This window comes from Saccharospirillum impatiens DSM 12546 (assembly GCF_000423605.1).
Classification (GTDB): domain Bacteria; phylum Pseudomonadota; class Gammaproteobacteria; order Pseudomonadales; family Natronospirillaceae; genus Saccharospirillum; species Saccharospirillum impatiens.
In genome coordinates this window covers 1-26,786 of sequence record NZ_AUIH01000037.1, presented here as the reverse complement: position 1 = coordinate 26,786, position 26,786 = coordinate 1, and the positions used below count along the sequence as shown (strand labels likewise).

Annotated in this window: 24 protein-coding genes; 11 read left to right on the top strand and 13 right to left on the bottom strand. The window is 55.4% G+C overall.

Annotated features, from left to right (window positions below):
- Window position 1: 1 nt before the first annotated feature.
- Both bioB and G565_RS0115595 read right to left on the bottom strand, forming a co-directional pair.
- The gene (gene bioB / locus G565_RS24430; RefSeq protein WP_084649421.1) at window positions 2–988 is read right to left on the bottom strand and encodes a biotin synthase BioB; all 987 of its coding nucleotides are present in this window, start codon (window positions 986–988) and stop codon (window positions 2–4) included.
- Between the two features lie 158 nt (window positions 989–1,146).
- Window positions 1,147–2,052 (bottom strand): LysR family transcriptional regulator, encoded by a 906-nt coding sequence (locus G565_RS0115595; RefSeq protein ID WP_028671731.1) that lies wholly within the window; start codon window positions 2,050–2,052, stop codon window positions 1,147–1,149.
- A gap of 213 nt (window positions 2,053–2,265) precedes the next feature.
- On the opposite strand from G565_RS0115595, the gene G565_RS0115590 reads away from it, so the two are divergent.
- Together G565_RS0115590 and G565_RS0115585 are read left to right on the top strand one after the other, a co-directional pair.
- Window positions 2,266–2,832, top strand: a complete 567-nt coding sequence (locus G565_RS0115590; protein ID WP_028671730.1) for a YceI family protein — start codon at window positions 2,266–2,268, stop codon at window positions 2,830–2,832.
- Between the two features lie 21 nt (window positions 2,833–2,853).
- On the top strand, window positions 2,854–3,687 hold the full coding sequence (locus G565_RS0115585; RefSeq protein WP_028671729.1) for a hypothetical protein: 834 nt from the start codon (window positions 2,854–2,856) through the stop codon (window positions 3,685–3,687).
- Window positions 3,688–3,761: 74 nt separating this feature from the next.
- Here the strand turns inward: G565_RS0115585 and G565_RS0115580 are convergent, their stop codons facing one another.
- The gene (locus G565_RS0115580; protein ID WP_084649420.1) at window positions 3,762–4,043 is read right to left on the bottom strand and encodes a PLP-dependent aminotransferase family protein; all 282 of its coding nucleotides are present in this window, start codon (window positions 4,041–4,043) and stop codon (window positions 3,762–3,764) included.
- Between the two features lie 299 nt (window positions 4,044–4,342).
- Here G565_RS0115580 and G565_RS0115575 point away from each other — a divergent pair, with 299 nt between their 5' ends.
- The gene (locus tag G565_RS0115575; RefSeq protein ID WP_028671727.1) at window positions 4,343–5,554 is read left to right on the top strand and encodes a cyclic di-GMP phosphodiesterase; all 1,212 of its coding nucleotides are present in this window, start codon (window positions 4,343–4,345) and stop codon (window positions 5,552–5,554) included.
- 36 nt (window positions 5,555–5,590) lie between these two features.
- On the opposite strand, the gene G565_RS0115570 is transcribed toward G565_RS0115575, so the two are convergent.
- A complete protein-coding gene (locus tag G565_RS0115570) occupies window positions 5,591–7,030 on the bottom strand; it encodes an aminotransferase-like domain-containing protein (RefSeq protein ID WP_028671726.1) in 1,440 nt (479 codons plus the stop codon).
- Between the two features lie 147 nt (window positions 7,031–7,177).
- On the opposite strand from G565_RS0115570, the gene G565_RS0115565 reads away from it, so the two are divergent.
- The 8 genes from G565_RS0115565 to G565_RS0115530 all read left to right on the top strand — a co-directional run bounded on the left by G565_RS0115565 (window position 7,178) and on the right by G565_RS0115530 (window position 16,329).
- Window positions 7,178–8,062 carry an EamA family transporter gene (locus G565_RS0115565; protein ID WP_028671725.1) on the top strand — a complete coding sequence of 295 codons (885 nt, stop codon included), beginning with the start codon at window positions 7,178–7,180 and terminating at the stop codon, window positions 8,060–8,062.
- Between the two features lie 260 nt (window positions 8,063–8,322).
- On the top strand, window positions 8,323–9,768 hold the full coding sequence (locus G565_RS24425) for a sigma-54 interaction domain-containing protein (RefSeq protein ID WP_051208046.1): 1,446 nt from the start codon (window positions 8,323–8,325) through the stop codon (window positions 9,766–9,768).
- Between the two features lie 194 nt (window positions 9,769–9,962).
- Window positions 9,963–11,492, top strand: coding sequence for an ABC transporter substrate-binding protein (locus tag G565_RS0115555; protein ID WP_028671724.1), 1,530 nt, complete (start codon window positions 9,963–9,965; stop codon window positions 11,490–11,492).
- Window positions 11,493–11,575: 83 nt separating this feature from the next.
- Window positions 11,576–12,592 carry an ABC transporter permease gene (locus tag G565_RS0115550; protein WP_028671723.1) on the top strand — a complete coding sequence of 339 codons (1,017 nt, stop codon included), beginning with the start codon at window positions 11,576–11,578 and terminating at the stop codon, window positions 12,590–12,592.
- On the top strand, window positions 12,589–13,524 hold the full coding sequence (locus G565_RS0115545) for an ABC transporter permease (protein ID WP_211227191.1): 936 nt from the start codon (window positions 12,589–12,591) through the stop codon (window positions 13,522–13,524). Before G565_RS0115550 ends, G565_RS0115545 begins: the two co-directional genes overlap by 4 nt.
- Window positions 13,521–14,498 carry an ABC transporter ATP-binding protein gene (locus G565_RS0115540; RefSeq protein ID WP_028671721.1) on the top strand — a complete coding sequence of 326 codons (978 nt, stop codon included), beginning with the start codon at window positions 13,521–13,523 and terminating at the stop codon, window positions 14,496–14,498. Before G565_RS0115545 ends, G565_RS0115540 begins: the two co-directional genes overlap by 4 nt.
- Complete coding sequence (locus tag G565_RS0115535; protein WP_028671720.1) at window positions 14,495–15,490, top strand: ABC transporter ATP-binding protein; 996 nt, start codon at window positions 14,495–14,497, stop codon at window positions 15,488–15,490. The genes G565_RS0115540 and G565_RS0115535 overlap by 4 nt, the downstream gene beginning before the upstream one ends.
- Complete coding sequence (locus G565_RS0115530) at window positions 15,487–16,329, top strand: carbon-nitrogen hydrolase family protein (protein ID WP_028671719.1); 843 nt, start codon at window positions 15,487–15,489, stop codon at window positions 16,327–16,329. The genes G565_RS0115535 and G565_RS0115530 overlap by 4 nt, the downstream gene beginning before the upstream one ends.
- A gap of 51 nt (window positions 16,330–16,380) precedes the next feature.
- On the opposite strand, the gene G565_RS0115525 is transcribed toward G565_RS0115530, so the two are convergent.
- From G565_RS0115525 to G565_RS26435, 9 genes are all read right to left on the bottom strand, one after another.
- Window positions 16,381–18,345, bottom strand: a complete 1,965-nt coding sequence (locus G565_RS0115525) for a choice-of-anchor tandem repeat NxxGxxAF-containing protein (protein ID WP_028671718.1) — start codon at window positions 18,343–18,345, stop codon at window positions 16,381–16,383.
- 73 nt (window positions 18,346–18,418) lie between these two features.
- Window positions 18,419–20,461: a P-loop NTPase family protein gene (locus G565_RS0115520; RefSeq protein WP_157600104.1), complete on the bottom strand. Its 2,043-nt coding sequence runs from the start codon at window positions 20,459–20,461 to the stop codon at window positions 18,419–18,421.
- Window positions 20,462–20,570: 109 nt separating this feature from the next.
- Window positions 20,571–21,377 carry a DeoR/GlpR family DNA-binding transcription regulator gene (locus G565_RS24420; RefSeq protein WP_051208043.1) on the bottom strand — a complete coding sequence of 269 codons (807 nt, stop codon included), beginning with the start codon at window positions 21,375–21,377 and terminating at the stop codon, window positions 20,571–20,573.
- 177 nt (window positions 21,378–21,554) lie between these two features.
- Window positions 21,555–22,364 (bottom strand): phosphonate ABC transporter, permease protein PhnE, encoded by an 810-nt coding sequence (gene phnE / locus G565_RS0115510; RefSeq protein WP_028671716.1) that lies wholly within the window; start codon window positions 22,362–22,364, stop codon window positions 21,555–21,557.
- On the bottom strand, window positions 22,358–23,176 hold the full coding sequence (phnE, locus tag G565_RS0115505) for a phosphonate ABC transporter, permease protein PhnE (RefSeq protein WP_028671715.1): 819 nt from the start codon (window positions 23,174–23,176) through the stop codon (window positions 22,358–22,360). The genes phnE (G565_RS0115510) and phnE (G565_RS0115505) overlap by 7 nt, the downstream gene beginning before the upstream one ends.
- Window positions 23,173–23,970: a phosphonate ABC transporter ATP-binding protein gene (gene phnC, locus G565_RS0115500; protein ID WP_028671714.1), complete on the bottom strand. Its 798-nt coding sequence runs from the start codon at window positions 23,968–23,970 to the stop codon at window positions 23,173–23,175. The genes phnE (G565_RS0115505) and phnC overlap by 4 nt, the downstream gene beginning before the upstream one ends.
- A 53-nt stretch (window positions 23,971–24,023) precedes the next feature.
- Window positions 24,024–25,016, bottom strand: a complete 993-nt coding sequence (gene phnD, locus G565_RS0115495) for a phosphate/phosphite/phosphonate ABC transporter substrate-binding protein (RefSeq protein WP_028671713.1) — start codon at window positions 25,014–25,016, stop codon at window positions 24,024–24,026.
- Between the two features lie 249 nt (window positions 25,017–25,265).
- Window positions 25,266–26,309 (bottom strand): helix-turn-helix transcriptional regulator, encoded by a 1,044-nt coding sequence (locus G565_RS24415; RefSeq protein WP_051208041.1) that lies wholly within the window; start codon window positions 26,307–26,309, stop codon window positions 25,266–25,268.
- A 317-nt stretch (window positions 26,310–26,626) separates the two neighbouring features.
- A complete protein-coding gene (locus tag G565_RS26435; RefSeq protein ID WP_425413981.1) occupies window positions 26,627–26,782 on the bottom strand; it encodes a transposase in 156 nt (51 codons plus the stop codon).
- Window positions 26,783–26,786 lie beyond the last annotated feature (4 nt).

The following is a 26,786-nucleotide window of genomic DNA, read 5'->3' as shown; positions in this document are numbered from 1 at the left end:
ATCATGCTGTTGGCTGATTACTTTCATCGGGCACTTGCTCGGTATTGATGCCAAGCTTTCGAAACAAACGGGTATCGGCATCTGCTTCCGGGTTGGGTGTGGTCAGTAGCTGAGCGCCGTAAAAAATTGAATTGGCTCCGGCCATAAAACACAGCGCCTGCGTTTGTTCGTTCATGTCTTCCCGGCCGGCGCTGAGCCGTACATGGCTTTTCGGCATCATGATGCGGGCCACAGCGATGGTCCGAATAAACTCGAATGCATCCAACTCTTCCACTTGATCCAGCGGTGTTCCGGCTACTTTGACCAGCTTATTGATGGGCACGCTTTCGGGCTGTGTGTCGAGGTTGGCCAGTTGCACCAGCAACCCGGCTCTGTCACTGGCGCTTTCGCCCATGCCGACAATACCGCCTGAACACACCTTCATGCCGGCTTCGCGCACATGGCCCAGTGTATCCAGACGGTCCTGGTAGGTGCGGGTGGTGGTGATGTTGCCGTAGTATTCCGGTGAGGTATCGAGGTTGTGGTTGTAGTAATCGAGCCCGGCTTGTTGCAGCATCAGGGATTGTTTGTGGCTGAGCATGCCCAGTGTCATGCAGGTTTCCAGGCCCAGTGATCGGACCCCCTGAATCATCTTAATGACAGCGGGCATGTCTCTGTCGTTGGGGTTGCGCCAGGCTGCGCCCATGCAAAAGCGGGTCGAACCACTTTGTCTGGCTTCTGTGGCGCGTTGCAGCACGGTCTCGACGTCCATTAGCCGTTCTTTTTTCAGGCCGGTATCATAGCGGGCACTCTGTGGGCAGTATTTGCAATCCTCGGGGCAGGCACCCGTTTTTATCGATAACAAGGTACTGACCTGAACCTCATTGGGGTCGAAGTACTGGCGATGAATACTCTGTGCGGTGTGAATAAGGTCGTTGAAGGGCCGCGCAAAAAGGTCGCGAACCTCTGTTGTTGTCCAGTCATTGCGAATGGCGCCGAGCGTCTGCATGGAACGTCCCTGGTCAAAAGTGAACGTCAGCAGTCTAAGCGTGGGTGCTTGGTAGTCAATTTTTACTCGTCCAGAATTTTACAAGTGGTTGCATTTTGAACTTCTATTTGATCAGCCAGTGGGGGGTTCTTTCTACTGAACAAACCTGCAAGGGCTCTTTAGCAGGTCGAATCGGGGTGAGAATCTGAGAGGCGGCTGTTCAGGAAACCCAGCATCGCCTGTACTTTCATGGGCAGGAATTTGCGGGCCGGGTAGACCAGCCAGGCGTGCACCATACGATCTTGCCAGTCAGTGAGCACTGGGGTCAGCGCACCGGATTCCAGGTAAGGGTTCAGAATGAAATCGGGTTGATAGAGCACCCCTAAGTGTTGGCAGGCTGATTCTGCCAGCAGATCACCGTTGTTTAATTGCAAGGCTGATTGAACTTTGACTCTGGATTCTTCTTTGCCCCGTTTCAGCAACCATTGGGTGGGCTGGGCCATCAATGAGTAGGTTAAGCTGGGGTGTGCCTCCAGGTCTTCAGGTATGGTAATAGCAGGGTGTCGGGACAGGTATTCCGGCGAAGCAGCGCATTTCATGCGGTAAGAGCCCAGTGGCTTTGCAATCAGGCTGCTGTCTTTCAGGTCGGCGATGCGCAGACCCAGGTCGAAGCCCTCGGCGACGAGGTCGGCGTGTCGGTCGGACAGTTCGATGTCCAGTTCCAGGTCCGGGTAGGTCAGTTTGAATTCGGGGATCAGCGGCATGATCAGCCGTCGCCCGTAATCGAGTGGCATGGTCATGCGCAGTGTGCCGCTGATCGCGGTAGTCATGCGCTCGACGCGCGCGTCTATGTTGGCCATTTCTTCAAGCAGCGGAACGATATCGTGGTAATAACTTTCGCCAGCTTCAGTGACGGTAATGCGGCGGGTATTGCGGCGCAACAGGCTGGTGTTCAGTGTCTGCTCAAGCGATTGAACCAGTTTGCTGGCCTTAGCGACCGATATGTTCAGTTCGGCCGCTGCGCGGGAAAAACTGCTGTGCTCCACTACGGCGCAAAACACGCGCAATGCGTCCAATCGGTCCATCAAGGGGCCCCTTTTTTCTGCCTTAACCCTTCATCTTACCCGTTTTTGTCTCCGGTGTTGGCGTCCTTAAACGATCTATACATCGATTTAAAACCGGTGTCACTGTTTTCCAAATTCGAAAAAGCCATTTTCAATTACAGTGGATTACAGCGAGCGAGTGACTCAGTAGAGTGTCGGGCTCTAACCCGTTTAATTCTCTACAAGGAAGCGACCATGAAAACTCTCTCCATGACTGTGCTGACGTTGTCTGCCTCATTGATCAGTGCCTCGGTGCTGGCAGCTGACTATGCGATCGACCATGCACACTCGGCGGTTACTTTCGAAACCGGTCACCTGGGCGTGTCTCGTCTGCCGGGTCGGTTTAACGATTTCTCCGGCTCTTACACCTGGTCTGATGAAGATCTTTCGCAGAATTCGGTTTCGATCGAGATCCAGACCGATAGCATAGACACTAACCACACCGACCGGGACGAGCACCTGCGCAGCCCGGATTTCTTCAATGCCCGCCAGTATCCAACCATTGAATTTACCAGCACTGGCTATGAAGGCACTGCAGACGAAGGCGTGCTGACCGGGGAACTGACCATGCATGGCGTGACCCGCGATGTGGACATGAATATTGTCAAAATCGGGGAAGGTGAAGACCCCTGGGGTGGCTTTCGTCAGGGTTTCGTTGCCACTACTGAGTTGATGCGCAGCGACTTTGACATCGATTATTTCATTCCCAACGTGCCAGACGCGACTGAACTGACCATCTTTATCGAAGGCATTCGCCAATAACGGCTGGCGGGAGTTTTAGTCATGATTGGTGACCTATTGTTGCCCACCATCCTAATGCCACTGCTGGTTATGCTGGCAGCGGCGGTAGCCAGTTTGCGCGTAGCCTGGGCACCCCTGGTTGGCTCGCTCGTGGCCATTCTCGGCGCCTATGGCTGGATTCAGGGGTTTCGGTTCAGCCAACCGTTGAATCCTACTGCGATGGATGGCCTCTGGCTGATGACCCTGGTGGCGGTGCTCGCCGCCAGCGTGAATCGGTGGCGGGGGGCAGCGTTTATATTGCTTGGCCTGCCCATCAGCGTCTGGGTGGTCTGGGTGTTTGCTGCGTCCATCGGCCCTATCGCCTGGTTGGGCCAGGTCGTTGCGCTGCTGGTGCCGGTTGCGCTGGTCGCTTATAGCGCTGAAAGCCGGGATGATCCGGCTGAGGTGACGCGTGGATTCTGGATGTCGGGCTTTCTGGTCGCCCCGGTAGCGATACTGGCACCAACGGTCGGCCTGGCTGGCAGCATCAAACTGGCGGAAATTGCCGGTGCCATGGGTGTGGTGATGGCTGCTTGCTGGTGGGTGAATTGCGCCGCGCCGATGATCTCTGGCTGGTCGGTGTCCCGTTTGTGGCAGCGCCTGTTGGTGACGCTCACCTTGCCACTGATGTGGGTCGCTTTGACGGCGTATCACCTGGTCGACGTACCGGTTCTGGCTTTGTTGGCCGCTGCGCTGCCCTGGCTAACGGTTAGCCTGTTTCGGGCCTGGCTTTCAACTCGCCGTTGGTGGTTGCAGCTGGCGGTGTTGGTTGCAGTTACGGCCCTGCCACTGGTATTCAGCCTCTGGTACGTCTGGCCGGAGCAGTCGATGTACTAGCGCGGGTAGATTGAGACTTCCGGGCTATCACCGGGCGCTGGCATTCGGTTCGCTTCAAACGGTGACAGCACAGGTCAAAGACTCAGGGCCTGATGCATAAGCGTCAGGCTCGAATGGCCGCCCGCAATAACCTGATGAGCGGGCATCCCCAGCAGTGTGGCGCCCAGCTCCCGACATTCCGGTAACCCTTCCAGCCCACCGTAGTTGCGCGTATCGATGCCGTCGCGCGATTGGTAGTCGCCGTTAAGGATACCGTCCAGACCATTGGACAAGCTTAACTGTTCGGCGGAAGGTTTACCGCGCGTCAGGTCAAGATTCAGCCCCTGGCTTTTGAGCGCGCAGTATTGCTTGAACAGGTTCGATTCAAACGCCTTTCAATGTTCCTGATCTTGGTCAGTCAAGTCGGTGCTCATGGGGTCGGGAGTCTCCGTGTCGGTTACGGGTCTACTTTACACTTGGAATGAGGGTTTGTAGACCGCGTTGATTGAGGTGTTCCGGTTGAGATTGAGGGATCAGGTGTTTGTTGAAACAATGACCGATACAAATCTACTATGCGAACCATTGGTTAATATGTGCACGGAATAGCGACAGTTGCCAGTAGGGTTGATATTCTGCATTTCTGGTTAGTAGGCAACGTCATGATTCGGGGTGTAGCGTGATAAAGAAGATACTGATCAGTATGTTGAAGCCCGGAATGTATGTGTCCGATCTGAATAACCAGTGGGTGCCAAGCAATAATGCATCCCGAAGCGGTAAGATCGGGAGCCAGGCGACCATCGACAAAATCAAACAGCTTGGGGTTACTGAGCTCTTTATTGACACGGCAAAGGGGCTTGACTGCCCTGAGGCGATGCCGGCCGATGAACAGAAGCAGGTTCAGGCACAGCAACTGGAATCGCTGCAGCTTCAGTCGGACGCCGGAACAGCCCGCAAGCGAGTGCCTGTCTCGAAAGAGCGGGACCGGGCCGAAAAACGATACCAGCAAGCCCGCAATGTCATTGATGATGTATTGCAGGATGTGAAAAACCATGGCGCCATTGATGTGGCGGCGGTCGATCAGACCTCCGAAGAGCTTCTTGAGTCTCTTAACACCAATGAAAATGCCCTCGCTTGCCTGTCTCATATCCGATCTAAAGATACCTATCTGCTCCAGCACTCGGTGAATGTGGGGATTCTCCTGGGTATATTTGGCCGTTCTTTGCGGCTCGACCCCAAGGTGCTCAAGGAACTCGTGATCGGGGGGATTCTGCACGACATTGGTAAGGTGCTGGTGCCTGATTCTATCTTGCACAAGCCCGGTAAGCTGGAGCCCGATGAATGGGATGAGATGAAGCGCCATGTTACCTATGGCGAGAAGATTCTGGATGTGACCGCCGGGTTGAGTGAGGTGAGTCGATCGATCTGCCGGCTGCACCATGAACGGCTGGACGGTACCGGCTACCCGCGCAGTCTGAACCAGGACAAGATCGATCGGTTTGGCCGGATGGCCGCGATTTGCGATGTTTACGACGCCGTGACGGCGGATCGGGTCTACCACACCGGCATGTCACCGGATCTGGCGTTGAGAAAGTTGGTCGAGTGGAGCATCTTTCACCTCGACAAAGAGTTGGTTTACGATTTCATTCGGTGCCTGTCGGTTTACCCGGTGGGCACTTTGGTTGAACTGTCCAACAATCGGGCCGGTGTGGTGATTGAAGCCAATCGACGCAGCCCGAAGCACCCGCTGGTGAGGGTCTTCTACAACACGGTGAACCGACATCAGGTAGAGCCGGTAGTCGTCGATCTGGCCAAAGCAAACTCCCGCTATGACATCGTAGGCACTCTGGATGCGCGCCAGTTGAATCTTGATATCACCCCGTTTCTGTAACACCCCCCGAAGCGCATTGTTTGATCCCAGTCTGCGTTATTGTGTTTCCCCCTGCTGTAGTTGGCTGTTCACCAGCTCTGCCACCCTGTGCAGGTGCCTGCTCGCTACCTGATGTTCTTCAGTGTCTTCCTCCAGCGGCCAGCCGGTGTTGATCCGGAAGCAATCGCGATACAGCGGCAGGGTGCTGAAGTGTGAGCCGATGCGGATGCTGATGTCATTTTGACGGGCCGCTTTAAGCAACTCATGCGTGTTCAGGCCTGGCACCTGTACCCACAACACCATGCCCCCGGTCGGGTTGCTGAATGCTGCGTCGGCTGGCAGTAACCCAGCCAATGCGTTGCGGTACTGGCGCATATGGTGCGCCAGTCGAAGGCGCGTTTTCTGCAGGTGGCTGTGGTATTGGCCGGTGGCAATAAAGTCGGCCAGGCCCATTTGAACGGGTGAATTCACACCGAAGTGGCTGAACTCGGTGCGTCGAACGACATCCGGTAAATAGCGACCGGGCAGACACCAGCCAACGCGGTAGCCTGCTGTCAGGGTTTTGGAAACGGAACCGCACCAGAGGATATAGCCGTCTGAATCCCAGTGCTTTGCTGGCAGCGGTGCGACCTTGTCATACCCCAGCTCCATGTAAACGTCGTCTTCGATGATGGGCGTCCGGTACTGGCTTGCCAGCGCAGCCAGCGCCTGTTTCTGGGCGGGTGACAGGCTGGTGCCCTGAGGGTTCATGTGGGAGGTGCTGAACAAGCCGGCTTTGACGGTCCCGTCTTTAAGGTGTTGCTCCAACTGAGCCAGTTCAATGCCGTCGTCGGTATAGGGGATCTCGATCACCTTGCGGGACAGACCCGCCAAAAGCTCCAGCAGGCCGCTGAAACAGGGGGAGCTGATCGCGACTGCATCCCCCCTTTGGGTCGTGGCTTCCAGGGCGACGCGAACGGCATCCATACAGCCGTTGGTGATGACCAGTTCATCGGCGGAAAACGGAAACCCATACCCCAGAAAATGCTGCTCCAAAGCCTGCCTAAGCGTTATCTCGCCCTGACGATCCGGGTATTCGTGCAGGCGCCGGCCCAACCGCTGGATGCCGCGTTTCAGGCTTCGCTGCAGGGCATCGGTCGGCATCAGTGACGGGCTCATCTGCGAGATGCGCAAAGGGCCAGGGCCGGGGTGAATAACAGACGGTGCAATGGCAGGAGGGCTGGCGTGCCCGCGGTTCGGATCCGTCAGGTGGCTTCGAAACAGCGGCGGCTTCGGCGTTTTCTGGTCGCTGAGGGGTTGAGTGACGTAAAAGCCCGACTGGGGTTTGGCGATGATCCAGCCGAGTTCCTCCAGCAGACGGTAACTGTTGAGTGCTGTGGTCATGCTGACCCCGTAGAGCTTGGTCAGCGCGCGCAAGGGCGGCATTCGGGTGCCAGCGACCCGGGTGCCTTGTTCGATGTCGCTGATGATCTGATCGGCGATGGCTTTATAGCGCATGAATGGGCCTCGTAAAGGGGTGGGATGCACGCATTCGGCCGTTCTCTTGAAATTGTACTCTCTTATTTATTGAAAATTGAATCTGTTTACTGTTTTCGAGGCTGGCTAAGCTGGGTCTCTGATTTCAATGTGGCCGGGGAAGCGACAATGCGTTTGAACGATTTGCTGTTGGGCATCGCTGTGATGTGTTTATGGGGGTTCAACTTTTCGGTGATCAAACTTGGGGCCGACCAAATTGACCCCACGCTACTGGTGGCGTTGCGTTTCACGCTGGCGGCCATTCCAGCGGTGTTTTTCGTCGCCAGGCCTGCTGTGCCAGCCCGATACTTCTTCGCCTACGGGCTGACCTTTGGCACCGGGGTGTGGGGCATGATGACCTGGTCGATCACGGTGGGTATCTCGGCGGGCATGGCGGGTTTACTGATGCAACTGAGCGTTGTCTCCAGTCTGGTGTTGGGGTGGGCCTGGCTGAAAGAGCGATTGACGCTTCCCAAACTGCTGGGTGCAGGGCTTGCGCTGGCTGGGCTCGCCGTCAGCATGACGTTGCAGGATGGCTCAGTCAGTTTGATCGGGTTGCTGTTCGTTCTGGTGGCGGCCATCAGTTGGAGTTTGACCGGCATCATCGTCAAGAAGGCAGCAACGGCTGAAGTGTTTGCGTTCAGTGTCTGGGGTATGTTGTTTGCGCCCATTCCGCTGATAATGGTGGCCTGGGTTAGTCAGGGTGCTGAGGTCTTTTTGACATTGCCTGCACAAATGAATCGGGAGGTCTGGTTTTCGGTGTTCTTTCAGGCCTATCCGACCACGTTACTGGGGTATTGGCTGTGGAACCGCCTGATTGTGAGCTACCCCCTGTCGACCGTGGCACCCCTGACGTTGCTGGTGCCTGTTTTTGGATTGTTGGGCAGCTTTCTGTTTTATGGTGAAGCGATGAGCTCAACCAAACTGCTTGCCTGTATGCTGATACTGACGGGCCTCATGGTCAGTCAGTGGCGAACCGGGCTGTTCACCCGGTTGTTCGGGCGGTTGTACTGAGCGACGATTGTAGGAGCCTTGCGTGCTGAGCGCACCTGGGTTCTCTCGAATGTCGACCACTGTTGGGGTGTGTCCACTATACCGCCGTCGGCCGGTACCGTGACCTGCAACTGACTTGTCCGGCCGATGGCTTCGTTCTGGCATACCGGATCGTTTGTGAATGGGATGTCGCCACGAGGTCGCGCTCGCACTCGACAACGTTGACCTTTTCGGAGCGGTCCCCTACAGTTTTCTAAATTATTCAAATAAGAATATTGACCATGCCGTCTCTGGAATTCCCTCTCAATCATTCTGAAAACCCCGGGCTATTGCGTGAATCGGTCAGTCTGGAGCTGCTTTTCCAGGTTCTGGAGGCGATGACCGACGGAGTTTGGGTGTGCAATGCGGACGCGTATCTGATCTGGGTCAATTCCGCCTGTGAGCAATTAAACGACATCCGGCGAGATCAGGTTTGTGGAAAGACCGTTGACCAGTTACAGGGGCAGGGCAACTATGACCGTGATGTGACTCATCAGGTGCTTCGCACTGGCAAGCCAACAGCCATTATTCAAAAGGTGCGCTCCGGGCGCACTTTGCTGGTTCATGGTGTGCCGGTCTTCGATGCAAACGGGGAGGTCAGTCTGGTTGTCGGCACTGAGCGTGACCTGACAGAGCTTAATGCACTGCGCGAACAGATTGATCGCTCGCGCGGTATCCAGGAGAAAATTCAGTCTGAACTGACGGCGTTGTCGATTGACCGCTTCGGCAGTGGCAGCCTGGTGGCCAACAGCGATGTCATGCAGCGTATTGTTGATACTTGTGTTCGGGTTGCTCATTTTGATTCTACCGTACTGCTTACGGGTGAAACGGGAACTGGCAAGAGCGTGATTGCCGGGTTCATCCATGAGACGTCAGATCGACATGCCAAACCGTTTCTGTCGTTAAATTGCGGAGCCATACCCGAAGGGCTGATCGAGGCGGAACTCTTCGGCTATGCGGAAGGGGCGTTCAGTGGGTCCCGCAAAGGAGGCAAGCCCGGCTTGATTGAGGCGGCAGACGGCGGAACCCTGCTGTTGGATGAAGTCGATTCATTCAGCATGGATTTACAGGTCAAGTTGCTTACTTTCCTCGATACCCAGCGTTTTATTCGGGTCGGTGATACCCGGGTCAGGGAAGTGAATGTGCGGTTAATTGTCGCGACCAACCAGAACCTGGCCGCCCGCGTCGAGCAGGGAGCGTTTCGGTCGGATCTGCTGTACCGGCTCAATGTATTGCCCATTGAGTTGCCTGCGCTGCGCGATCGTCTGAGTGATTTGCCGGGTCTTGCGCGACTGGTGTTGCAGCGCCTGTCGGATCGTTACGGTCAGACCCGAACACTCTCCCGGGACGCGCTTGATGTTATGTGTCGCTACCACTACCCCGGCAATATTCGGGAATTGGAAAACATTCTTGAGCGTATTTTTGTGATGACAACGGATGAGCAAATACAGGTCGAGGACTTACCCGGCTATCTGTCTGATGGGCTTTACATATCTCATGGACACCCAATGGAGTTGTCGTTTCATGCCGCTTTGAACCAGGTTGAACAACAATATCTCAGAGCTGCTTGTGAAAAATATCACCGCCAGGTCGATATTGCCCGTGAATTGGGTGTTTCGCAGCCAACGGTCGCACGTATGATGAAAAAACACGACGTATCGATTGCCAAAGAACCTATTCAAAAATGAATATAATGTGTTGACTATTCATTTATTAATACACTCTGTTCCTCAATGGTTTTCACAAGGCATTGTTTCTAAAGGAAAAAAGCAATCTGAGTTCTTTGGCACCTTCCTTGCTATCTCTACCGGGACAGGGCTCGGCTAACCGTCTTTCACTGCGCGGACCCTATTTCTTGACATAATAATTAGGAGGATTCTCCATGAAAGCCATCAAGATTCTGTTGTTGGGGGTCGCTATTAGCTTGTCCCTGACGGTAGCTCATGCCCGCACACTCACCTATGCCATGTATGGCGATATTAAAGACTGGGATCCGGCTGCCGCTTTTTCACTGGAAGTGGTGATGCTGGCAAACGTGTATGAACCGCTGCTTTGGTATAACCCTGAAGGTGCCGACGAGCGATTCACACCGGCACTCGCTACCGATTGGTCCGTGTCGGACGATGGACTTAGTTGGACGTTTACCCTGCGTGAAGGTGTGACGTTTCAGGATGGGACACCTTTCAACGCAGAAGCCGCCAAACTGTCTCTGGATCGTACCCGGGAAATGCGCCAGGGCGCCTGGTACATCTGGGCAGGTGTTGAGAGCATTGAAGCCATCGACACCCATGAGTTAGTGATCACCACCGAAACCCCACAACCGATTGATCTGATCGCGTCGTCACAGTACGGCGCCTATATCTATTCACCGGATGCTGCCGAGCAAGGGACTGACTGGTTCAATGAGGGTAACGCCGCCGGTACGGGCCCTTATCAGGTGCGCCAGTGGTCTCAGGGTCAGCAGGTGGTGTTGGAAGCGTTTGATCAGTATTGGGGGGGCTGGGAGGCCAATCAGTACGACCGTGTTATCTTGCGCGTTGTAACTGAAAACGCCACTCAGGTGCAGATGCTGATGTCTGGTGAAGCCGATTTTATTTCACTGGTACCGGCCGATATTGTCGATCGGGTTGATCAGGAAGTGGGCCTCAGTTCCTATGCAGTACCGTCCTGGAAAAATTCTCAGTTCCTGATCAACACGCAGAAATACCCTACCGATAACAGAGCTTTTCGTCAGGCGCTTACCCACCTTTGGGATTACGACAGCGTTGTGAACGAAGTATACGATGGTCATGCCTCTGTGGGCGAAGGGCCGATTCCTAAAACCATGTGGGGCCACAATGGTGATCTGCAGAACCCGACGTTTGATCTTGAACGTGCAAGGGAGCTGTTGAATGAGTCCGGCATCCCGGAGTCTGACTGGGAGATCAGCATGGCTTACATCGGCACCGATGAAGCCTACAAGAACTCGGCGTTGCTGTTTCAGGCGATGGCTGCACAGGTGGGCGTAGACGTTGATTTGTTGCCGGGCGACTGGGGTGTTATCTGGAACCGGGCCAAAGACCTCAGTACGGCACCCAATCTTCAATCCATGACCTGGTGGCCAACCTATCCCACACCGAACGACTGGCTGATCGGATTGTTCCGTACCGAAGACAGCACATTGTTCAACCTGTCGCATTATTCAAACCCGGAGTACGACCGTCTGGTCACTGAGGGGGCTGCACTGGAAGGCTATGATCGTGAGGCCGCCGTGCAGAATTATGAGGAAGCTCAGCGCATTCTGGTTGACGATGCCGTGGCTATTTTTTACGCCGACATTCAATCGCGCGTTGCCCGGGCGACAGACATTGGCGGGGTTCAGGAGAACCCCGCTTATAATGCCGTCTTCTTTTACGATTTGTACGAACAGTAGTCGCTAACCTCCGGGCGGTTCGGCTTGTTGGCCTTGCGCTCGGGGGACCTTTGTTCACTGCATTCAATCGTCAGGAAACTGCCATGAAGACCTATCTGGCCCAGCGGCTCGTTCAGATGTTTTTCATTCTGCTGGGTGTGTTGACGCTGACGTTCTTGCTGAGTCGTGTTTTGCCCGGGTCGCCGGTTGAAATGATGCTGGGGCATCGCCCCTCGGTTGAACAGATAGAGGCCGCTCGCGCCGAGCTTGGGCTCGATAAACCGGTGGCCGTGCAATTTCTGGTGTATCTAAGAGACCTGGCTCAAGGCGACCTCGGCACCAGCCTGCGCACCGGACAACCGGTAACCAGTGATCTGTTTAATCGGTTTGGGGCTACGTTCGAGCTCACCACGCTGGCGCTGACGATTGTCATTGTTGTCGGTATTCCGTTGGGTGTGCTTTCTGCTGTTCGCCAGAATACCTGGCCGGACCACGTTGTCAGAACCACGTCCATCGCGGGTATGGCATTACCGGTTTTTTTGATCGCGATGCTGATGCAAATGGTGTTCTACGGTCGTCTGGGCTGGTTTCCATTACAGGGCCGAATCGACGCTGAGATTGCACTGGATTTTCCGTTCGCGCAGCGCACTGGTTTTTATCTGGTCGACAGCTTGTTGGCGGGGCAGTGGGAGGCGTTCAAAAGTGCCGCCTTGCATCTGGTGCTGCCGGTGGTAACGCTGGCGATGGCATCGATGGCTGTGGTTACCCGGATTACCCGAAACACCATGGTTGAGGTGTTGCAACAGGATCACATCCGCACGCTCCGGGCTTACGGGGTCGGCAGTCGTAAGGTGTATTACAAGTACGCCCTGAAGGCGACACTGATTCCGTTGCTAACGGTCATTGGGCTCGCTTATGGCTACATGCTGGGTGGCTCTGTTGTGGTTGAATTTATTTTCGACTGGCCCGGAATGGGCGGGTATGCCGTGGGGGGAATAACACGCAACGATTTCCCTGCTGTGATGGGCGCAACCTTGTTGCTGGCTGTGATTTATCTGTCCCTTAACCTGGTTATCGATCTGCTTTATCACCTGGTCGATCCGAGACTGGAGCTGAAATGACCTTGTCGAAAACGTCAGCCAGTGAAACGATGCCAGTGGGCAGAACCAATACCCGGGGTGCGGAATGCCATGAGGGTCCATTCGAACCGGGTCGTGCTGCCCTGATGGGGGATTTTGTCGGCCGCAACAAACTGTTCGTGCTTGGCCTGGGTTTGTTCCTGATCATTCTGCTGACTGCGTTGTTTGCTCCCTGGCTGGCACCCTACGACCCCAATAACATTGATTTTTCGGTTAAGCTGGAAGGACCGAGCTGGGCTCACTGGATGGGAACCGACGATCTCGGACGGGACATTTTGTCGAGAGTGATGTTTGGTGCCAGAACCTCGCTGATCATCGGCATCAACGTGATCGCAGTCGCCATGGCCATTGGTATCCCCATAGGGCTGGTGTCAGGGTATTTTGGTGGCCGGCTGGATTCGATTCTGATGCGGCTGACCGATGTCTTTCTGGCGTTTCCGCCTCTGCTGCTACCCATCGCGATTACTGCAGCATTAGGGCCGAGCCTGATTAACGCCATGATCGCTCTCGCGATTTCCTGGTTTCCCTGGTATGCCCGCATTATGCGGGGTGCTGTGATGTCGATTCGCTCCAACCTCTATGTCAGTGCGGCCCGCACTATGAGCATCAGCCACCTGAAGATTCTGGTGCGACACATTTTGCCCAATGCCTGGACGCCTGCACTGGTTCAAGCGTCAATGGATTTTGGCTACACGATTCTGGCGGCAGCGTCCCTTAGCTTCATTGGCATCGGTGCCAAACCACCGGCCATTGAGTGGGGGCTGATGGTGTCTCTGTCACGGTCAAAGTTTCTCGATTACTGGTGGACGGCGGCATTTCCCGGGCTGGCCATTTTCGTGACGGTGCTTGCAGTCAATCTGATTGGCGACGGGCTGAGGGATATTCTTGACCCTAAATCGAGGGGCCAGCAATGACGACACTTTTATCGGTAACTGGCCTGAACGTTAGCTTTCCCTCTATTCGCAAAACGGTTCGCGCGGTTAGAGGGGTGTCACTGTCATTGGATGAGGGTGAAATTGTTGCGCTGGTGGGCGAGTCGGGCTCTGGAAAAACGATGACGGCTATGGCGACGATGGGTTTGCTGCCGGATTCCGCCGAAGTAACGGGAGAATGTCAGTGGCTCGGTCGGAGTCAGTCGCTGAGTCCGCGGGGTAATCGTAAATCTCTGGCCGGCCAGCACGCGGCCATTATTTTTCAGAACCCACTGACGGCCCTGAATCCATTTTTTACCATTGAACAGCAACTGACTGACGTGGCTCTGGCCAGCGGGAAAGTCTCACGTAAAACGGTGCTTCCTGTATTACTCGATAAACTGTCGCGCGTGCAATTGCCCGACCCGGCGCAGGTATTGAAAAAATACCCGCATCAGCTATCGGGTGGGCAGATTCAACGGGTGGTGATTGCCATGGCGCTGGTGTGCCAGCCGCGCGTGTTGATCGCTGATGAACCCACCACGGCGCTTGACGTCATCGTGCAGGCTGAAATCCTGCAATTGTTGCAGAGCCTGGCCCGAGAGGAAGGCTTGTCTGTGTTGCTGATTACCCATGATCTTGGCGTGGTTGCATCGCTGTGTGATCGCGTCGAAGTGATGTATGCCGGGGAAATAATTGAGTCGGGTCAGATGTCGGATGTACTGAGATCACCGGCCCACCCCTATACCCGTAAGTTGATGGCAACGGTACCCGATATCAGAGGCGGTGCAACGGTTCTGGAGTATATCTCAGGTCAGGTACCGGACCTCAGCCGGCCGATTCGGGGCTGTGCTTTCAAAGAGCGCTGTGACCGGAGGCTCCCGGTGTGTGATGAGTCACCGCCAGTGCGAGCACTTAACGATGGGCAGCGTTATCGCTGTCATTTGACCAGTGAGCAAGAGGTTGAATTCTCATGACAGCGGCCAATATGCTCAATACCCTAAAAGTACGCGGGCTGTCCAAGATCTATCAAACCCGGAAAGGCCCTTTTACTGCCGTCAACGCGGTTGATCTGGATATTGCCCATGGCGAAGTGCTGGCGGTTGTTGGTGAGAGCGGGTGTGGCAAAAGCACGCTTTCCCGCTTGCTGATTGGACTGGACCGGTCTGACGGTGGCGATATTTCGTTTCAGGATCGAAAACTGTATCAGCCGGGAGAAGAAAACTCAGCGCACCGTAACGAGGGTATCGCCATTGTATTTCAGGACCCGTATTCATCGCTGAATCCGAAAATGAAGGTAATCGATCTGGTCGCAGAGGCTTTTCGCTATGGGGCGCTGGCCGCGGCAAGCGGTTTTCGGGAGAGAAAGAAACTGCGTCGTGCAAAGGTGATCGAATACCTGAATCTGGTGGGCATGGGTGAGCCACATCTGGACAGATTCCCCCATGAATTTTCCGGCGGGCAACTGCAGCGAATAGCTTTTGCGAGGGCACTGGCGCAGGAGCCGAAACTGTTGATTCTGGATGAACCCACCGCAGCGCTTGACGTCTCCGTGCAGGCCCAGATTCTGATGCTTTTGAAAGAACTGAAGACGCGGCTTTCATTAAGCATGGTGTTTATTTCACATGATCTGGGTTCTGTCTCGTTCGTTGCCGATCGAATCATGGTGATGTATCTGGGCAATCGGGTTGAATCGGGTCCAACCCGAGCGGTTCTGGACAACCCCCGTCATCACTATACCCGTGCGCTCATTGATGCTGTGCCCAGCATCACCCCGGGCAAACGTCGCGAGCTTGCCTTGTTAATGTCCAGAGATTCGGACCGGCCTAACGTAACACACGGCTGTCCCTTTGCCGGGCGATGTCCGTCGACAGCGGACCGTTGCCGTAAAGAAGCACCCCCCTATATCGAGGAGGAGGCAAACCACGGTTACGCCTGCTTCTACCCTGTATCGGAGAGTCAGTCATGACAGAGTTTGCAATTGCCGGCATCCAGCTCGATGCCACCACGGGCGATAATTTGAAAGCCATCAGCCAGCTTGTTGCCGGAGCCAAACGGCGTTTTCCCTGGATCGACATGGTCGTGCTGGGTGAGTTGGCGGCCAAGGGAGTCTCGGTTGCCAGTGCTGAACCGTTGCCGGGCCCGACAGAGGATTTTTTCTGCTCACTGGCGAGTAAGCAGGGCCTGTGGGTGGTTAACGGGTCGTTATATGAGCTGTACGAAGGTGAAGTGTACAACACGACTTCCGTTATTAATCCGCAAGGCGAGGTGGTCGCCAGGCACCGCAAGCTATTTCCCTTTCTGCCTTATGAGCAAGGCGTTTCAGCCGGCGATCAGCATACCGTGTTCGACATCGAAGGTGTGGGCCGTTTTGGCGTGTCCATTTGCTACGATATGTGGTTTCCGGAAACGACACGCGCACTGTGTTCGATGGGGGCCGAGGTGATTTTGCACCCAACGCTGACCAACACCGATGACCGGGATCTGGAGCTGTCTATAGCCAGGGCAAGTGCGGGCACTAACCAATGTTATTTTTTCGACATCAACAGCTGTGGCGCACTGGGTAATGGTCAGTCGATCATTGTCGGACCGGACGGCGAGGTTTTAAAACAGGCCGGAGAACGTCAGACACTAATGACCACTGTGGTTGATCTCGAGCGGGTCAGACGGAGCCGTGAACGCGGAGTTCTGATGCTGGGGCAGCCATTGAAAAGCTTTCGCGACTCCAGGGTAACCTACCCTCAGTACACAGCTTCATCGAGTTATCTGAGCAGTCTCGGGCCTTTGCATGTGCCCGAGAAAGTGTAAAACGAGTGCGGCCGGGTACAGCTGGTAACCCGCTGCAAGCCGGCCGATTCGTTAGCAAGGCTCGTCGGCACCGCACAGGGTGAAACTGAAAATGCCATTGGTGCCGCCGACAAAACGCAAACCCACGGTCAGGGTCGCTGCGTTGTCGATTTGAAAGTCGAGTACTTCCATGACCGTACCATAGGCTGTACCGTCCACCGAGAATGGCTGCCCTTCGCGCACAATCAATCGAGTGTACCCATTGGGGCTTGAGGCAAACAACGCTTCAGTGCCCAATGCGGTGAGCCCCTGAAAACCAATCCAGCCGCTGTCGTTCATTTCAATTCGCGGCCCTGTTCCCGGAACGGACACCAGATCGAGATCAACCGTTGAACTGTCCAGCAGTGCGCGTACCGGGTCGCCCTCCTGGAAACGACGCTTTGCGCTGCCGTTTTGCCACACAATCAAGGCGTCTTCGGTGTCGGTCAAACCGGCATTCACCAGGAACGCAGCGGCGTCGTCGCTTGCTGAAAATGAGCGCCCACCGCCAATGAAGCCGGTGATTTCCTGGGTGGTTCCATTCTCAAGCAGGAATGGCAGGCCAATGCGGGCGATCCGGGTATTGGTGGTGCCGGTTGCGTTTGTGTAAAGGCCTCTGTTGCCGACACCCGCGACGTTCCGTTGGGTGAAGTAGAATATCTCTCCGTTATCTGTGATCTTTACCGTGGCGGCTTGCAGCCGGTCAATGTAGTCGCTGGCCGATCCGCCCGCTTCTCGGGCTGCTTCGGTGATTGAGCCGTCTGTATCCCGGACATATACCCCGGAGTTTGTGGTGTTTGGCAGGCTGGCAAGAGCCAGGCCGTAAGCTAGCTGGCCTGCTGCATTCTGGCTGTATTGTTTGAATGCGCTGAAAGACGCGATATCAAGACTTCCCGGGAGTTCCGTCTGGTTGGCACTCAGCGATTGGAGCTTCGTACCATCTTCTTTGATTGACCAGATCGTTGGGTCTGTGAAGGTTGAATCATCATCACTGCGAAAGGCGTCTGTGTTGGATCCCAGTTGAAAGGATATGCCACCCGACGCATTAATGCTGATGTTGGTAAAAACCCGGTTGGTGGTGATGTTTTCACTGAAGTAGACACTGGCGCCGGCGTCCAGTGTCGGGAAGGTGGTTCCGTTCCGCGCGGGTTCGCCTTCACGGGCCAATAATGCTGTTGTACCGGAGGTATTGCGCAACAGGACCTCATTATTGAATCCGTCAACATCGTCGGTCAGGGTGTTATCAAGATTGAGTAACCCGCCAAAGAGAATGCTGCCGCTGTTGGCGATCCAGACATCGTAAAAACCGTTGTAGCTGGCATCGCTTTCGGGCAGGGTCGCATCGTCAGCTTGCACGAGGGTCAACCCGGATCCTGACTCATATGTGAACACACCATCGCGGGCACTGCCGCTGCTGTCGGTCTGGTTGGTCACACCCAGCAGGGCAACGACACCCTGGTCGTTTACATCGAAATCAAATGAGGTGCCAAAGTCGCTGCTGAACACGGCACCGCCCATGCCCGGAGCTGTATCTCCACTGAAGGCGATGGGTGTAATACCGGAAGACACTGCGTCCAATGTGACTTCACTGGAATCGAGGCATTGTTCAGAGTCACAGGCTTCGACGATAAACCGGGCATCGGTTCCTTCGCTGAGGTTGATGTTGTAGACGTATTCATTGCTGGTCATATCCGGCCCGAGCTGCGTATAGCCAGTCATGCTGTCCGGATCTTCAAAGAGGCGGTAGTAGTCTGCACCGGCTACTTCCGGCCAGCTGAAATGGAGGCGCCAGTTGTCGTAGTTTACCGATACCGTGGGCGCTGTCAGGCTGTCGACCGGGTCCTGGTCGCTATCGCTCGTATCTTCTGTATCGTCGGTCTCACCGGGGCCATCATCGGAGCTGCTGCCGCAACCACTCAAAAGCAACGCGGGGGCTATCATCAGGCTGATCAGTCCCTGACGCAGGTACTTGGGGGGTATTAGGCGTGTGATATCCATGACCGTCTATTCCTTCAGCGAATGTTAATTCACTGTACGAGGGTCAGGGTTCACAATCTGCTCCATTTTTTGTTCAGTTTTCGCGCAGCTTGAGCTCTTCAGCCCACCATTCCGACTCCACCAGCTTCAGGGCTTCTGTCAGACGGCGGCGGTAAGTGGCATAGGACAAGGCCAGGCGATCAGCCGCGGCTTGCTGGCTAGGGGCCGGCCGCAGATAGGTGGATTGCAACACCCGCGCATGGTTGAGTGTGGTGGCTTGCGCCTCGAGCCGTTCACAGGTTGTTTCAAGGAGGTGTCGAAGCTGTTGCGCCCGGGTTACCCGGTCCTGGTCCGGGCCGTGTTGCAGCAGCAGTTTGCAGTCGAGCAGGGCGTTGCTTTGCAGTCGATCGAGTCGGGTGGCGCTGCGAAACGCCTGACGCAGAGCGCTCTTAAATGCCTTTTGATCGGGTAACGGCTCGGTTGTCGTTGTCGCTGGTAGACCTTCAAGGCTGAATGCGTGGCGATAGGCATGCCGTAGCCAGTTTATGCCGGCTCTGGCGTTGGCGCTCAAGTCCTGGTAAATGAACATGGCTGGCGTGCCGCGACGTTCTGCTGCCTGTATTGGCGCTTCCGGGTGACCAAAGCGGGCCTGTGCCTGCCGCCATTCAGCGGTGTCTCCCTGAATACTGCCCATCACCGCTGGCGTGGCGCTGACTGATAGGAAGGCTACGTGCGAAAAGGCTTGTGTGTAGACAGATGACGCCGCCATATCCTGATCACCATGCATCCAGAATCGGTTCAAAATAACGGAGCCCGAGTGCTTCAATGTCTGTCTTGCCATGGACAGGAACTCAGCGCACACGGGGTCAGCTTCCAGCAAGTGTGCAGGTAACCGGTCAACGCTCAGAATCTGAAAGAAACCGATCGCTTTGTCAGTGCTGTCTCGTACGACGGTCAGAGACTCAGGCTGGCTGGCGTGCAACTGGTGGACCAGGTCGACTGTCCCGTCACTTTCAAAACGTCGAACCATATTGTCGATGGTCGGCCAGTCAGCCGGGCGAATACTGTCTACGTAAACAGTGATCGAATTCGACTCGCTCATGTTTTGCTGAATGTCGATATCCCGCAGAAGAAAGAAGGCGTCTTGAATTAACCCCAGTCGGTTTTCTACGCCCTGTTCCAGCCGGTCATGAACGTAGGTAAACGCCCGGTCTCCAAGCTCGATCAGTCGGTTTGGCTGACGTTGCCTGAGTTCCCCGGTGAATGCTTGGCGTAAAAGATCGTGAGGAAACAGACCGCTATTTCCGGTTTCAATATACGACTGAGATGCCAGCCAGCCAAATAGGAAGTTGGCCTCGCTGTGCTCCAGCCTGAGCATGCTGGCCAGCATGGGTTCATCAATGTGTCGCACGACACAGCAGGCCTCCAGTGCAGCCCGCTGGCGACTGTCTTCCAGGCTGTCGACAAGTCGCTGATGCCAGCTGCGGGCGAGGCTGTCAGAGAGCCCCTCATCCCTGCCCATTGAGTCAGAGTAGAGGGCAAGTGCCAGCGGGTTACCCCGGGCGAACTGCCGGGCGCGGTCAAAGCCTGCGTTATCAATGCCGCGCAGAGCCAGGTATTCATTGACTTCTGTATCGGTAAACGGTGACAGGGTTATCTGACTATGTTCATCAATCCACACCGGGTCGGTTCGCCACTCAAGGGCGGGCGGGTTGCGACCGGACAGAATGAGCCTGAAACCCAGTGACTGTGAGGGTATAAAAATCTCTCTCAGCCAGCCCTCCATGGGTGCCAGGCATTCAAAGGTGTCGATGATCAGTAAATGCGGCTGCGCGTGCCCGACACCCTGTTCCTCGCGCAGAGCCTGAATGGCACCGGCAAGTAATGCTGGATTGGGCGGTACGTTGCGGGCATCGAGCCACAAGATAGGGCTGTCGTATCGGGTATCCTGAAGGAAGTCTTTTAACAGGGTCGTTTTGCCGACCCCACCGGGGGCACACACATGAATGACCAGCCCGGGTTGTGTCGGGGAAGCGGTGGCAAATGCTTCCATTGCCGCTTTTTCCCGGTGGCGTCCGACCAGGAATCGTCTCCGGTTTCGGTTCAGCCTGTTAGCCAGATCGATCGGTTGAGACACGTTGGATGCCCTGTTTACGAAAGGGTGGTATTTGCATGGTTAACAAAGCCTAGCGGAACGGACGTCAGATGTCCCTAATCGTGGTTGGGAGTCTCTGTCGGATGGCAGATCAGAGGTTGCTGACTGACAAAGGATCCTCCTGTTCAAATTCCGGTTCTGCTTCGGCACACTCGATGATGTCTACGGAATTGGGTAAATCGGCGCGTTTACTGGCAGGCATTACATCCGTGTAGAATCGGTCTACGTATTTGAATGAGGCAACTTTGCAATGCGAATTAAGCGTCCATTTGCTCTGATCTGCCACAAGCAAACGAGCCCGCGTGTTGGATATAATGGCGCGGCTGACTTCGGCTTCGCGAATGTCGTAGTCCATCAAACCATGGTGCAAATCCATGCTGCCGGTGCTGATGATGCCGTAATCGGTAATGAAGGAGCTGAAGAAGTTGGTGACCTCCGGCCCGACCACGTCGTGATCGTTGTGGCGGTATTGGCCACCGGAGACAATCACTTCGATCCCCGGGTTTGCGGACAATGCCGAGGCCACACTGAGATTGTTGGTTAGAATGCGCAGCGATTGGTGATGGATCAGCGCCCGGGCAACCAGTTCAATGCTGCTGCCAACCCCCAGGCTGACGGTCGCGTTCTCAGGGATGTCTGCAGCGACGCGCCGGGCCATCTGTTGTTTCGCCGGTAGATTGCGCACTAGGGGGTCGCTTATGGGGCTTTTGGACGCGCTGCCCGGCAGGCTGACACCGCCGTAGCGTCGGCGTAACAAGCCTTGCTCGCACAGCCGGTTAATGTCCCGTCGAATGGTCTGGGTGGTCACACCAAAGCGCCGGGCAATGTCTTCAACCTCGACATGCTCCTGCTCACGCACCCATTCCAGAATGCTGTACTGCCGTTCTTTGGCGCCCATTAGAATAAATACACTGTCAGTCAGCCCTTTGTAACGTTATACGCAGCCTGCGTCAGTCTGGTCCTGTCCGGTTATCAGAGCGTCCCTGTTGCCAAATCCAATACTATTCGACATAGCGCTCTCATTCCAGTTGGTGCCGGGCGCCGGGCGCTATCGCGGAGCGGCACCGGGCCGGAGTCAGATCACCTTTTTGCGCAAAATGCTGGTGATGGCTTCGCCCAGGATTACCAGAAAGACGATCGCCAGCAGAATGGTGGCCACGGTTTGCCAGGCAAACAGGTCGATAGACCCTTGCAGTAACACACCAATGCCACCGGCGCCGACCAACCCGAGTACGGTGGACTCGCGAATGTTGATATCCCAGCGCAGGATAATGATGGCAAAAAAAGCGGGCATCACCTGAGGCACAATGGCGTACAACACAACCTTCATCTTGCTGGCGCCGGTTGCTTGCATGGCTTCTACCGGGCGGCGGTCAATTTCTTCAATGGCTTCACCCATTAATTTGCCGATGAAGCCCACCGAGCGAAACATCACGGCCAGAATACCCGCCAGAACACCCGGACCAAAAATGGCCACAAACAACAGCGCCCAGATGATGGTGTTCACTGAGCGGCTCGACACTAGAATGAACCGGCCCAGCCACAGTGTTGCCTTGTTCGGCGTTGTATTCTGCGCCGCGATGTAAGACACCGGCAAGGCGATGAATATCGTCAGCAGTGTCGACAATGTGGCGATGTGCACGGTTTCGAGCATGGCATTGAAAATCGCGTTCCAGGTATTGAATTGCGGTGGCCACATGCGCGCGCCCAGGCTCTGAATCTGATTGGGAGCATCCCATACCCAGGGCCAGAAAATATCGATGTCGTGGATCGCCCAAACAACGGCGATCAGTGTTGCCAGATAAACGGCATAGCGAGTCCACTGTTCTTTTTTGTCGTAACGAGACCAAACATGGTCAGCCAGTTTTGCAGCGTGATCTACCATACTTTTTTCCTCACCCAACCGCTGATGCCTTCACTGACCAGAATGATGCCAATGATCATCAGTAGAATGGCAAATGCGAAATCGTAATCATAACGGCCGAAGGCGTTCATGAGCGTGCCACCGATACCACCGGCACCCACAATCCCGACCACCGCCGAGGCGCGAAGGTTGCTGTCGAGCTGGTACATGGACAGCCCGATCTGGCGTGGCATAATCTGAGGGAACACCCCGTAGACCAGCATTTTCAGGTAACCCGCGCCTACCGAGCGCATGGCCTCCACCTGCCCCCAGTCGATTTCTTCGATCTCTTCAGCCAGCAACTTGGCCACAAAGCCGATGGAGTAAAGTGTCAGGGTCAGAATGCCGGCCAGCGGACCGAAGCCAACCGCTGCAACAAACAGAATAGCGACAATGACCGGGTGAAAGCTGCGCGAGATGATGATGATGGTGCGACCCAGCAAATAGACCGGCAAGGGTGCTACATTTCTGGCCGCCATGACGGCGATCGGTACCGACAGGAAAACGCCCAGCAAGGTGGCCAGAAACGCGATCTGGAAACTCTCCTTGAAACCGGTCCATAACAGGCCGCCGCGTTCGAAGCTCGGAGGAAAGGCGCCACCAAAAATCTGGGCCGCACGAGGCAGGCCTTCGGCAATGCGAGTCCAGTTGAACGGCAGTGTTGAGAATGCCCAATACAGGTAAATCAGGGTGACGGCCATCAAGCCATAGCGAACCCAGGGGTTGGCGATGAACGGTGGCTTTTTCCAGACCCTGACCGACGGTACGTCGGCAGTTGTTTTGTCCGGTGTCATGCCAACGCCTCCTGAGTCGTCTGGTGTTCAGGGTCGGCGCCGTCTTCTTCCGGTGACTCGATACCGCCATAGATGGCATCCAGTGCATCCTGATTGAACTCTTTGGGTGCACCGTCGAAAATCATCTGGCCGTGGCGCATGCCGACAATGCGGTCGGTGTACATCCGCGCCTGCGTCACGTTGTGAATGTTGATTAATACCGGCAGCGACATTTCACTCGCCAGTGTTTGCAACAAACTCATGATCTGCTGCGAGGTTTTAGGGTCCAGTGAGGCGGTTGGCTCATCGGCCAGTAGAATTTCCGGTTCTTGCATCAGGGCACGTACGACAGCCACTCGCTGACGCTCACCACCCGACAGTTGATCAGCCCGTTTGTTGGCATAGTGTGCAATGCCCACGCGCTCCATCAGGCTAAATGCGCGGTCTATGTCCGATTGCGGAAAGCGACGGGTCAACGCCTGAAAAAACGAGACATAACCCAGGCGACCAGACAGCACGTTCTCCATAACCGACAGACGATCGATCAGGTTAAACCCCTGAAAAACCATACCAATACGTCGACGAGCACGGCGCAGTTCGCTGCCGCGAAGATTGACCAGTTCGTGGCCGTTGAGCTTTATCGACCCCGAGGTTGGCTCGACCAGACGGTTGATGCAGCGCAGCATGGTACTTTTGCCGGCACCGGACGCGCCAACGATGGATACGACACTGCTGCCTTCAACCCTGAGGTTCAGACCTTTGAGCACCGGGTCGTTGCGACCATATCGCTTTTCGAGGTTGGTAATCTCTAGCATGTGTTTCACTCCCGCAGGTGCCTCCGCCCAGAAGGCGGAGACACCCGTTTTTCTTATTGAAGATTATCACGGGTGTATTGAACACCATTAGATGCCTGGATGGTGCGGATCACGCGCCAGTTATTCTGATAAGTGATCGGAATGAACGTTTCGACGCCTTCAAACTCATCGCCCAGTTCAGTGCCAGCAAACTTGAAGGTATAAAAAGCTTCACGCACTTTCTCGGCCAAATCAGGGTGAAGGTTATAGGCATGGTTGTAAGACGTTGTCGGGAAACGATCCGATTCCCAGACCAGACGGACATCGTCCTCGTCATAGAGTCCGCGAGCGGCCATGCGTTCGACGACCTCTGATGCTACCGGTGCCGCATCGTAATCCTTGGCGACGACGCCCAGCATGGACTGGTCGTGGCTACCGGAGAATGAAATTTCATAGTCTTCACCCGGTACGATGCCCATTTCCGGGAACAGGGCACGGGGTGCCTGGTTGCCTGAATTGGAGGTTGGCGACGTGTGCGCGACGCGCTTGCCTTTGAGGTCGGCCATTTCATAAATGTCGGAATCGACATGGGTGTACACCTGCAATGAATAGCCAAACTGGCCCGAGCTTGAGCCCATTAACGCAAAGGGTACCGCGCCGGCCAGATTCACCGCGAAGGGTGTCGGGCCCGTTGAAAAACCGGCGACGTGCAAACGACCACTGCGCATCGCTTCTACCTGGGCCGAGTTGGATTGCACGGCAAAAAAGCGCACATCTTTGCCGGTCACCTCAGCCAGGTGATCGATAAAGGGCTGCCAGATGTCGGAATAAATGGCGGGGTCTTCAACCGGCGTATAGGCGAAAATCAGGGTGTCCGGGTCAACCCATTGCGATTCATCGGTAGGCAGATCGGCGACCAGGTCACCGTCGGTGTCGCAATACATGGTATCGAGCGCGCCACGTTCACATTCGGCCAACGCCTGGCTGCTGAAGCCCAGCAGTAAAGCGGTCGCCATCAGGGTGGCTGTGGGTGAGAGGCGGGAGAGCATTTTCTTTTGCAGGTTCATGGTTGGTTCTCCATTGGGTGCGGTCCATACGTTAAGGCTCCATGCCTTGAATTGAACATCCTGAAAGGACCAGCCCCATGCGTTTGTTATTTTTAGATGTTCAATTGAACATTGATACTAACAGCAAACGCCCATTAGGCAAGTCGTTGTGCCTCAAAAAAGGGCATGGGCGTTTGGGATTGTCGCTAACTTGTTGAATTTTGAGATAAATCAGTGCTTCAATTTGTTCAATTGAATATTCGGGGAGGTTCAGGCAGTGTCGGCGGGTTCGCGGGCCAAAGGGCCAGGAGTCGGGGCGGGTGCGCTTCCGGTATCGTAGCCTGCCTTGTGCAAGGCGGTAGCAAGCGCCATTTTGTTGTTAACGTTCAACTGACTATAGACCTGCCTCAGGTACGTTCGAACGGTTGCCGGTGTTACACCCAGAGACCGTGCCACCTCTTTGTACGACTGACCTTTTGCGTACAACAGAGCTGCGCTCAGTTCCCGGGGTGGTGGCATTCGGTATGCATCGCGGCAGAGGGTGAACGAGGCGAGTTTGCCGAAGGGCTGAACCAGGAGCCCGGTTCGGTCACGCCGATAGGGCGAGCGGCGCTTGGTGGTGAGTGACCGGACCAGAGCGTCGGGCATTTCCGTGCCTTGCCAGTCTTCGAACTGATCGTCCAGCAGATGGCTCAGTTCTTTGCCAATGTACAGAATTCGACCGGCGGCATTGGTTAGGGCGGCGCTGTCCCAGTGGTCGCGGAATCGTCCCTGATTGGCCAGTGCCAGGCAGTGGACCCAGCCGTCCAGCAAATGGGTGCTGAATTCTTCCAGCCACAGGGCCTCCATCGGGGTAAAATCCGGGCCGGTGTGGTTGCGATACAGGGATATGAAAAATAACAGACCGCTGGCCCGAAACCGCAACGTCACGGCCATGCAGTGGTGGAGCCCGTGCTTCAGTGCGAAGTGGGTGACGTCTGTGCTTTCGGCAAGGTCTTCCGAGTGGTTCAGCACGATGGCTTCCCCCAGTCGGTTTATCGAGGCACGAGCGAAGTCGTCGCTGCAGGAAATGGCGTTCCATTCAAGGGCAAAACGGGGGCTTAACCCATGGCTGCCGTGCATGACGTTTCTGGCCACACCTGCAGCGTGATCAGCCTCGACCTGTCCCCACCAGGCGGAGTCGAATTTAACCAGTGGCTGCAAAGCGGCAACGGCTTCTGAAAGCCAGTCCTGTGGATCGGTCGTTTCGGCCGGGTCCGGGAGATTCAGGATGCATCGGCTGAACGTCCGCAACTGGTCGGCGGTTGGGCTCATGGCGATTTCCTCGACGTCCGGGTCGAACGTGATTCGGCCCGGTCTGTTATTGTTGTTGGTCAGTCGATTCGTGCGCCAAGGCCAGAGTGTGCCTGGCCTTGTCTGTACTCAGATATACCCCGGGCCCTTTGCGAAGTCAAAGCAGTGGCTAGCCCGGATATTTCACCAAACAGCCTAAAGTAGCACTGCATAGAATTTGTTGAATGTTTTCGAGCAGCTCCACAGCTACAGGTCGATTTTGACCCGGATTCCCGATTTTCAGGCACACTTCCCCTTACCCCGTTGTTTAAAGTGTGCCGGGTCAGCACTGGTTATGGCTATGTCGAGTTCAGGTTGTTCAGTGCGGTTTCAAACAGTCCTTGATATGGGTAATGACTGGGCAGCAGGAAGCGAATTCGGCGCGTATTGTGTATGACGATGGCCGCCACCTTACACAGCTTTAGCCGGATCGTGTTCACTTGCGCGTTAGCCAGTTCC